5 protein-coding genes are annotated in these 10,582 nt (G+C 48.6%); 2 read left to right on the forward strand and 3 right to left on the reverse strand.

Annotated features, from left to right (window positions below):
* Nucleotides 1–36 precede the first annotated feature (36 nt).
* Both ACUVJL_RS33125 and ACUVJL_RS33130 read left to right on the forward strand, forming a co-directional pair.
* Nucleotides 37–1,110 carry a hypothetical protein gene (locus ACUVJL_RS33125; protein WP_445249710.1) on the forward strand — a complete coding sequence of 358 codons (1,074 nt, stop codon included), beginning with the start codon at nucleotides 37–39 and terminating at the stop codon, nucleotides 1,108–1,110.
* Between the two features lie 656 nt (nucleotides 1,111–1,766).
* Nucleotides 1,767–3,806, forward strand: coding sequence for an acylase (locus ACUVJL_RS33130; protein ID WP_445249711.1), 2,040 nt, complete (start codon nucleotides 1,767–1,769; stop codon nucleotides 3,804–3,806).
* 241 nt (nucleotides 3,807–4,047) lie between these two features.
* Here the strand turns inward: ACUVJL_RS33130 and ACUVJL_RS33135 are convergent, their stop codons facing one another.
* From ACUVJL_RS33135 to ACUVJL_RS33145, 3 genes are all read right to left on the reverse strand, one after another.
* The gene (locus ACUVJL_RS33135; protein ID WP_445249712.1) at nucleotides 4,048–5,334 is read right to left on the reverse strand and encodes an MFS transporter; all 1,287 of its coding nucleotides are present in this window, start codon (nucleotides 5,332–5,334) and stop codon (nucleotides 4,048–4,050) included.
* Nucleotides 5,335–5,660: 326 nt separating this feature from the next.
* Entirely contained in the window at nucleotides 5,661–6,842 is a 1,182-nt protein-coding gene (locus tag ACUVJL_RS33140) for a PepSY-associated TM helix domain-containing protein (protein WP_445249713.1), read from the reverse strand.
* Nucleotides 6,843–7,116: 274 nt separating this feature from the next.
* On the reverse strand, nucleotides 7,117–9,831 hold the full coding sequence (locus ACUVJL_RS33145; RefSeq protein WP_445249714.1) for a TonB-dependent receptor domain-containing protein: 2,715 nt from the start codon (nucleotides 9,829–9,831) through the stop codon (nucleotides 7,117–7,119).
* Nucleotides 9,832–10,582: the final 751 nt, after the last annotated feature.

Consider the following 10,582-nt stretch of genomic DNA (forward strand, 5'->3'; position numbering starts at 1 on the left):
TAAAAGTTGAGTTTTTTGTGAATTATGAATTTGGGAATGTGGTCACCAATATTAAGTAAACTTCAGCGAGTTGGACTCGCTCTATTACTTGGTTCCAACTTGGGAATGGCTGTGTTGTTCGCCAACCCACACAGCGCAATGGCAGGAGTAATTACTTTACCGGATGGCGGACGCTGCGAGGGAGAATTGAGTGAGGGAAAACTCAGCGGCCCCGGCATCTGTCAATATGCCAACGGCGATCGCTATGAAGGCCAATTTCTCAACGGCCAACCTCACGGTCAAGGCATTTATACCTTTAAAGAAGAAGGTCGATACCAAGGAGAATTCGCCTTGGGTGAATTCAACGGTCAAGGTGTCCGCGAATTTGCTAACGGCAATCGCTACGAAGGAAGTTTTAAAAACGGTGAGTTCGATGGTACAGGCACTTTTACCTCAACTAACGGCATTCGTTACGAAGGCTCTTTTACAAATAGTTCTCCCAGCGACCGAGGGGCTTTTACGTTCAGTAATGGCACTCGTTGCGAAGGAGATATTAAAGAAGGAAAAGTTAACGGCAAAGGCGTCTGTCAATATGCTAATAAGAACCGTTACGAAGGAGAGTTGCTGAATAACTTGCCTCACGGGCAGGGAATTTATACCTTTGCTGAAGGAGGCCGTTATGAGGGGCAATTTAGTGAAGGGCAATTTCACGGTAAAGGGGTTCGCGAATATCCGAACGGCAACCGCTATGAAGGAGAGTTTGTCAAGGGCAACACTCAAGGTCAGGGGTTGTTTACTTTTAAAGAAGGGGGACGTTATCAAGGGTCTTTTGACAATGGAGAATTTAGTGGTGAAGGTGTCCGTGAGTTCGCTAATGGAAATAGCTATAAAGGCACTTTTGTCAAGGGTAAAATGAGCGGGAAAGGAGTTTACTTTTTTGCGAATGGCGATCGCTGCGAAGGCGAATTTAGCGAGGGTCAGTTCAACGGCAAAGGTACCTGCATTTACGCCAATGGCGATCGCTATCAAGGTGAATTCCTCAAGGGGCAAAAACACGGTCAAGGTTTGTACATCTATGCAGACGGAACGAAGGTAGAGGGAAATTGGCAAGAGGGGCAGCTTCAAAAATAACCTTATTATATCATGTCCGATCGATCGCGCATAATACAATTGCCGGGGCGGGTTTTTGAGATTGTCGGTTAGGGGCAAATATTATTGGCTCACGGGCCCCTACAGGAATCAGGGTAATCGACCGGACATGATATAACCTATCTCCCCCTACTTGTTTCCTCCCCTCCTCACCAATGACATAATGTGCTTTACAGCCGACACACCGGCGTTTTATAGGGCTTTTCAATTTGGTGAGCGTAGGGATGGATTTTAATACCACATCCGATTTATATCAATTCCGGTAACACCGGAATGATGGGGAGTCGCGAGTGGGGAGTTGGGAGTTGGGAATGTGGAATTATTGCCCTTGGCTTTATCATTCCCATGCAACCGGAAACAATTTACATAGAGTGTTTTTTCGGATTTTCTGGAGTTCTCGAAGAGGTATTATTTTTTAAACCGCAGATGGAGGCAAATAGACGTAGATAGGTTAGATTTTTGGGGATCGGATTTGGTATAATTTTGTGTCTTGTTCTCCATAAAAGGGCTTTAAATCCTCGGCGTTTTATTCGTGCAGCTTGTTGAAAAGGCTGCAAGGTCTCAGTTTAACCCTACCAAATTAATTTCCCGTGTTTCTACAACTAAAAAAACAATGGCGACAGATTGTCTCGTTATTGATGAGTTTTATTTTTGTTTTGGTCCTCAATAGTTGGATTCAAGCCGCGCCTCAAACCGGCACTCAAATTCTTTGGGATACCTATGGAATTCCACACATTTACGGAGAGAATAGTAAAAGCCTTTTCTACGCTTTCGGGTGGGCACAGATGCAAAGTCACGGTAATCTGATTTTGCGTCTTTACGGGCAAGCTCGCGGGCAAGCTGCCGAATTTTGGGGCGAAGATTATCTGGAATCAGATCGCTGGGTGCAAACTATGGGAATTTCTAATCGCGCCAAGGCGTGGTATGAATCACAAAATCCCATTTTTCGCAACTATATTGATGCTTTTGTTGGCGGAATGAATGCCTATGCAAAAGAACACCCAGCGGCGCTCACCCAAGAATTAAAGGTAGCATTGCCCCTCAAACCGGTAGATGTATTGGCACACGCGCAACGCGTCATCAATTTTACTTTTGTAGTCGATCCAGAGCGCCTTGAAGATATCGCTGAAAATGATCCCCCCAAAGGCTCTAATGGTTGGGCGATCGCTCCTTCGCGTTCTGAAAGCGGCAATGCCATGCTATTGGCAAATCCTCACCTTCCTTGGTCGGATTTATATTTATGGTACGAAGCGCAACTGATTGCCCCAGAAATTAACGCTTACGGAGCGACTCTCGTCGGATTTCCTGTATTAACGATCGCCTTTAATGACAACTTGGGATGGACTCATACTGTCAACACTCACGATGGCTGGGATGCCTACGAATTGCCCCTCGCTAACGATGGCTATCGCTTCAATGGCAAAGTCCGAAATTTTGACAGGGAAGAGAAGGTTTTAAAAGTCAAAGAAAAGAATGGGAATTTGCGCTCGGAATCTCTAGTAGTGCGGCGTTCTGTTCACGGACCGATTATCACAGAAAAACAGGGCTCCGCGATCGCCCTGCGCGTTGTCGGACTCGATAAACCAGCAGCCCTTCACCAGTGGTGGGATATGGCACGATCAAAGAATTTTTCTGAATTTGAAGCCGCTTTAAAGCGCTTGGAAATTCCCATGTTTACCGTCATGTATGCCGATCGTGAGGGGCATATCATGCACTTGTTTAACGGTCAAGTCCCCATACGCAAAAAGGGAGATTTTAAATACTGGTCAGGCACGATCGCAGGCAATACATCAGAGACTTTGTGGACCAAAAATCATCCCTATGCGGATTTGCCGCGCGTTGTCGATCCGCCCAGCGGTTGGTTGCAAAATACCAACGATCCCCCCTGGACGACGACGTTTCCCAGCCAGATCGCACCCGATAATTATCCCGCCTACATGGCACCGCGCGGCCCGATGGATTTGCGATCGCAGCGATCGGCAAAAATGCTCTTAGAAGATGAAAAAATCTCTTTCGATGAATTGATGCAATACAAACATTCCACTCGGGTAGAACTCGCCGATCGCCTCCTCGATGATTTAATTCCCGTCGCACGGCAAGGCAGTGCTCAAGCGCGCCGCGCTGCGGAAGTTCTCGCCACTTGGGATCGCAAAGTCGATGCTGACAGTCGCGGTGCGGTGCTGTTTGCCTTTTGGAAAAAAGCGATGGATGCCGATGGGTTATTCGCTAAACCTTGGAGCGAAGATGCGCCACTAACGACGCCAGACGGGTTGGCAAATCCTGCGGAGGCGGTGCGGGTGCTGGAAGCGACAGCAACCAAAGTTGAGGTAACTTATGGCGCGTTAGATGTGGCATGGGGAGAAGTCTTCCGATTGCCTGGGGAGGCGAATCTGCCTGCAAATGGAGCTGACGGTGCTTTGGGTGTATTTCGCTCAGTCTGGTTCGCTCCTGGGAAAGACAATCGCTTTCAAGCGGTTGCGGGCGATTCTTTTGTCGCTGCGATTGAGTTCTCGAATCCGGTGAAAGCGATGGCGCTAAACAGTTACGGCAACGCCTCTCAACCTGGTTCGCCCCACGCCGGTGATCAGTCGCAGCTCTTTGCTCGCAAGGAATTGCGCCCTGTATGGCGATCGCGATCGGAAATTGAAGCTCACCTGAGTTCGCGCCAGAAACTTTAGCAGAAGGAAGTTCGGCAACGGATTCTGTAACGGATGTAACGGATGTAACTCACATCTGGCACCATTCTCAAGAACAGGCAAGATGCCTGTTCCACAAAGAGTGAATTTTTTTGTGGAACAGGCATCTTGCCTGTTCCTAAACAAGTAATTGAGAATGGTGCAACATCTCAGATGTAACGGATGTCAGGAAGAAGGAAGAAGGAAGAGGTAAGAAGTTAAAAGACCTCTCTCCGTTTCCCCTTTACCCATCGCGCAGCAGTCGGCAAGCATACCCACCGACTGCTACGAGCAATAAGCCCAGCGCGGAGATAGCGTATAACAAAGCCATGCCAGCACCGGCACCTGTCCCGATAATTGGGCCAAAAATAGCTGCTAAAAAACCTCCTGGTTGCATGGCGGGTTCAAAGACGCGATCGGCAAGTGGCCCTGCGATCGATAAACCGATCGCTGACGCAAATTGCATGATGACTGCTCTGGTAGCAAAAACGCGCCCCTGTACCTCTGGTGCGACTTTCGCCAGCCAGATGGCCTCGTTGGAACTGCCGAGGATGGGGAAATTGAAAGACGAACAAAATTGAGCGGGAATCCAGATGGAAAGCGCTTGACCGAAAGCAAAGACTATTTTACTCAAGCCCGCGCCTGCCATGCCGAGCAGAAAGCCCCGGATTCGGCGTTTGGGACCGCCCCAAATACTGACGATTGATGCTCCTAAAACGCCTCCGGCGCCGGCGGCTGAAAGGATAGTACCGAGGATTCTGGCATTGTTGCCGGTGCGTGCCAGTATCATCGGTGAGTAGAGGGCCGCGCCGATGTCGTGAGCAAACCAGAATAGCGAAACGGACACCAGCAAGGCAAGCAGGCTGGGACGCTGGACGATGTAGCGGAATCCGAAGCTGAGTTCTTGCAATAGGTGGAAGCGAGTCGGCTGGGGATTGGAGGCGATATTGCTCCGCAACGCTGGCGCGATCGCGGGCTGGGGTATTTTGACAGATACTAGGGTGGCGATCGCTATTGTAAAAGTTGCCAGGTCGATCGTAAAAATCCCGCTCAACCCAATCACAGAATAGAGAATCCCCGCCAGCGTCGGAGCAATAATACTCGCGCCGTATTTTGCCAAAAAACTTAAACTGCTAGCGCGGCTGTAATGCTTTTCTGGCATCATTGTGGCGATGGCTGCTGAGTAAGCTAACTGCTGAATTTGGTCAAAAATTCCGTTAACTGCACCCGCTACATATAAATGCCATAGTTGCAGGTTTTGGCTGATATAAAGTAATAGGATAGCGAGCGTTAACAGAGCTGAAACCGCATCACCGATCGCCATCAAAAATTTTCGATTCCTGCGATCAACGAGAATGCCAGCAACCGGAGCGAGCAAGATGCGCGGCAATTGAATAAAAAACATCAACAAAGCCAAAGCCGTCACTTGACTGGTGGACTCCCAAATCCAAATAGTCAGCGCAAAAGCCGACATAGCGCTGCCAATCATCGAAGCAGTTTGTCCGACCCAGAGTTGAATAAATTTTTGCATGAAATAGGCGATTGATAGGATTTAAAATTCAGAGAATCGGTTTTTTTAGGCAGGATAATCATATCAATTCCGGTTGCCTCGCCATAGTCAAATCCAGTCAAGAGTCAACAATTTCCGAGGGATGGTGCAACCGGAATTGATATGATTCATCTGCGTTAATCTGTGTTGCATCTGCCTGTATCTGCGGTAAAAAAAAGAGAATTTATCGGGCACCAGATGACAAGGAATTGACGCTGATTCACGCAGAGGTCGAGAAGAGATATAGGAATAATTCCGATGCTAACAGATTTGATATCACACCCGCATCAAACCGCACGCCGCTCTCATTAAAACCAAGGCCATTGCTGGCTAAGTGGAGATAATTCTTCATATTGCTGTCTAGCCTCCTTGCGGTAAAATTTCGCCAAATGCCGCTGGCGCCACATCATTACACCCGTCATAAACAGTACAATCGCGGCTAATCCTGCGATCGTGTGTGCCAGCCGCAAGTAAATTCCGCCATAGCTGCCAATATGTAGCGGATAAAGCGAGTTGAGAATTCGATTTGCTACCGAAGCTGAATTTACACTGTCAGCCTGCAATATTTCCCCACTGTATTGGTCGAGATAAATAGTGCTAATCCCGTTTGGGTGCGGGTCATTGGGAAATTTTTTCCGTACTTTAAAAATTGCTTCAGGCGTCAAAGGCAGAAAAACAAAAGTGGTTTTAGCTTCCGGCCAAACGGTATTAACTTGGTGTAAGATTTCGTCAAGGTTTTGCCTGGAACTGCTAGAGTGGGGATGAGAACTTAATGCTGGCTGTGGCTTTTCATTCGTTAGCCAATACAGCGTCGATTGAACCGGCGCGTAAAAAATTATCGCTGTCCCTGTAGCGGATATGAGCATGAGAAAAGCGACCGATATAATGCCAGAAACGTTATGTAAATCAAATACAGTCCGCTGCCAGTGAGCTTTCCAATTAATACAAAATCCGCGACCAAAATTGCGCCAACCCGTCCACAATACCAAGCCAGTAAAAGTTAGTCCTAGCATTACTAGACCGCAAATACCGACAACCAAATGACCTAATTCTCCTCCAGCTAATTCCGCGTGTAACGTCAAAATAAAACCTGTAAAAGTTTCTTTCCTAAGGCGCGTACCCGTAATTTCTCCGCTGTAAGGATTGACATAAACCCTAACTACTTCCTCACTCTTTGACAGCATCAAAACTTGGCAAACTTCCTTCGCTTCTCGGGGCAGCAAGATACTAATGGCTTGATTTTGCGGATAAGCTTTTTCGGCAATTTGCAGGACATTTTCCAGCGGTATCCGTTCGGCTTGAGGAATAACTTGCAGGAGTTGGGGATTGAAGAACCGCTCGATTTCAGAACCGAAAACCAGCAAGCACCCAGTTAAAGCAATTGCTGCGAGAAATATTCCTACCACCAACCCCAAATACAAGTGCAGTTTGAATGCGAGTTTGCGGAACTTCATCTCGAATTTTTTCTCAAAGCCGTTAACTGTTCTCATTATCTAACCCTTGTTGCTAGTTATAATTAGACGCCGCCAACCCTGAAAATTTAGGGGGATTTTAGAGTATTCTTCCCAAATTTGCGGAGGGATTTTAGAGTTACCCCCGAAGCTTGGGAGGTAGATTTGTAACTAGCAACAAGGGCCTCTCAGAGGGAGAGCCACCCTTGTTATCATTACCAGAAAAACACCTGATAGCAAGAGTGAGGCGGCCAGCGCTTTCCTCGCCAGCCCCTACTTTTTCATCAGTATGAAATCCCCAGGCGATAAATAATTACCAGTTAAGGCGGTAATTAACGCTGAGAGTTAAACCTCTCCCTGCATAATTACCGCTGTCCAATCCAAATCCAGCGGTGTATTGCGACAGCACGGGAAAATATTGATTATTCAATAAATTCTCGACTTTGACTTCTAGCAGCCCAGAGCCAATTTTAACCGCGCTGATGTAATCCACAGTGAGATAGTTGCTAATCCGGCCGCCATCCGAGCCGTCTTTGAAAGCCCGATCGCGATTTCCAGAATATAAGAACTGTAACCGATTGTTCCATCCCGGCAAAGTTTCGTTTTGAACATAAGCTGTTAGCTTGATCGGTGGGATTCGGCTGCTATCGATGGCGATGTAACTGTTCTCGTCCTTATATTCGCCTTCAATATAACTAGCAGTCCCGCCGATCGACCATGTTCGGCCAGGTTGCCAATCCACAGTCCCTTCTAAGCCGTAAATGCGTTCTGGGGCGCGGATGAGTTCCAGGCGGCCTGTGTTGCCAACGGGTTGAAAACTCACTCCTAGATCGGAGGTATTGTAAAAAGCGGCAAGCGACATTTGCACGGATCGCCACCCTCCTCGAATACCAATTTCGTAGTTGTTGACTTTTTGCGGTTGAGTTACTTCTAACGAAGATTCAAGTCCGACAAAATTGGCGGGGGGTTGGCGGAGGATGCGGCCGAAATCTGGAACTGAGAAACCTTGAGAAAAGTTGCCAAATACATTGAAGGTGTCATTAATTTTATAGACAGCCCCTGTATTAAATAGGGTGGCGTTAAATTTGCGATCGCCTCCTTCGATCTGGCGCTCATTAAAAGTGGTATAATCATTGACGTTTAACCCGATGCGTTCGTGACGTATCCCGCCACTTAGAATGACGATATCGTCAATATTCCATTCCATTTGACCGAAAAAGCCAAGGCTGTTGTAAGTGTAAGGAGGGACGAAAGGACGCTCGGAGATTTTCCGGTAAACCCGGCCGCGACTTGCATCAAATCTCTGCGGATCGTACAGGTCGAAACGCTGTCTGCTATCTTCAGTAACATAGTCAGATCCCCAAGTTAATCGAAGATTTTCGCCACGGGATAAAGGAGTGGTAATCGCCAGCCTACCTCCTATTTGTTCGGTATTGGTTCGCGAACGAGCAACGCCGACAAACGGGCCAAAGAAAGTGGACCTGCGAAAATCAGAGGGAACACCTATATTGGAATGCGTTCGATAGTAGATTTGACTTTGAAGGCTGCTGCCAAAAAGGTTTTCGTTTGTGTAACTTAGGTTGAGGAGTGTATTCTTATTTCCCGGTGTTTCCCCCGCAATATCCAAATCTCCGGTTCGGAGGGCGCGGGCTTTTTGCCGTCCTTCCTGGTCGTCAACGCTAAAGTCTCGGATCACATTGGGATCTTGGGTTTCCCAATAGTTATTGACAGTTAGTTGCAGCCGCTGTTCGCTGCTCAAATCTACCCCAACTTTGCCGATCACGTTGAAGAGGGTGCTGCTATCTCCGCCGAGTTCAAAAAAGGGAATGCGATCGCCTTTGGCATCGTAAAAAGCTCCACTTCTAGCGAGCGAGACAGTGCCGGTCAGATCGAAATTACCCGTTCGTCCAGAAATCGTCTGCTGAGCGTTAAAGCCTAAAGCATCTTCTGTGTTTGTTAAAGCGCTACTGACGCCCACTTCAGTAACATAACTTAGCCTTTCCTCAGTTGGCCGACGAGTAATAATATTAATCACGCCACCTGTAGCCTGAGCCCCGTAGATGGCGGTAGATCCCCGCACTACTTCAATGCGTTCGATCGCGCTGGGATCGATGGTTCTAAATTCTCTACCAAAAGATTGAAGATTGGTCGTTTGCGGCACGCCGTCAATCAGAACGGAAACGTTGCGACCCCGCAAAGTTTGCCCATAAGTGCTAATAGTTTGACTCGGCGGCGCGAAACCGGGAACCTGATTTGCCAGAGCTTCCCCGACATTTCTCGATGGCCCTATCTGCTGCTGAAGTTCTTCTGAGTCTATCACCGTTATAGAGCGCGGCACGTTCGTCACTCTTTCTGCGGTTCGTGTTGCAGTGACGACGATTTCAATCGGGTTTCTCCCTACCTGTGGCGTCCCTGGTGGCTGCGCTGTAGGCGGCAAGGGTTCCCCGGGTGTCCCTGGTGGCTGCGCTGTAGGCGGCAAGGGTTCCCCGGGTGTCCCTGGTGGCTGGGCTTTAGGCGGCAAGGGTTCTCCGGGTGTCCCTGGTGGCTGGGCTGTAGGCGGCAAGGGTTCTCCGGGTGTCCCAGGTGGCTGGGCTGTAGGCGGCAAGGGTTCTCCGGGTATCTCTACCGGCTGCCCTGTCGGTGGCACGGGTTCTGCGGGTGTCCCCGGTCGCGGTGTTGTAGGAGCCGGTGCAGGCGTGCGAGCAGTGCTGTCCGAGGTGGGTTTTACGCCCAGAATCAGACCCGCAGCACCAGGAATCACCTGTGCTACTGGTTGACCCCTCTCGCCAATGACTTTGATTCGGATGCTGTTGTTATCTAAAGGAGTAACGGTGACAGAAGCAATTCCCGCAGCAGGTTTGTCTTGACGAAACTCATTTCCCCCCGGTAATCGCAGTTGAGCGGTGATGACATCAGCTTGTAAAGTTTCGCCAAAGCTGGCGCTGAAAACTTGCAGGGGCCTTCCATCTTCAGTGTCTAGGGTGATTTCAATGCCTTCTGACGTGGGGTTGAGGCGAACGGCGGTCACCTGCGCAATATTGGAAGCGCACGCCGGCCCAGCGACTAAGGCCGACACTACTCCTGCGAGCCCAAGGCTACTTAATAATTTCTGCGATCTGGTCATTACTCTTGAATCAACAATTGATAGAACTTCGGATATGTGATTTGCGTTGTTTGCACAACATGATTTGTGGCAGCGTTGCTGCTCTTCTCTGGCTCCTGAAACTGACCTGCGGAAGATACGACCTAGTTGTCGGGCGCAGTTCGCTCCGATTCTCCCGTCGCTAGCAGCCTTTGTCCGGCAGGAAGCGCGTGAGGGCGAACGCCTCTGTCCGGTGGCGCTCTCGACGAGCTGCCACGGTTGGCACCTTCCTCTGTTAAAGGAAGTAGTCGCTGGGCTGTTAATGAGAAAGTCCCTTAATTAGATAACAGAGCACTTACATCTGTCAAGAGTTAACTAATGAAAACTAATTTCATTTTAAGATAGGGGGTCAGACCCCTCTAGCTAGTTAGGCACCACTTGCCTATTATGGTTTCTGCCAGGGCTAGACAAACGATCGCCTAAAATGCTATGGCCAGAGTTAGAAAAGATTGTCATATAGGAAATGAGAGGAATCAACAAATTTGCTCAACTACTCTTGACAATAAATATCATCTAGTCTAGTATGCTTAAAGTCGATAGCGGTAAAGCCCCTGAAGCTGATATCGAAGCTGGCTCGGACTCAAAAGCGCCCCGGAGCCTGCCGAACAGCGCGATCGACAACCAAACCTGAAAAGCA

The organism is Microcoleus sp. OTE_8_concoct_300 (genome assembly GCF_031383065.1).
GTDB lineage: Bacteria > Cyanobacteriota > Cyanobacteriia > Cyanobacteriales > Microcoleaceae > Microcoleus.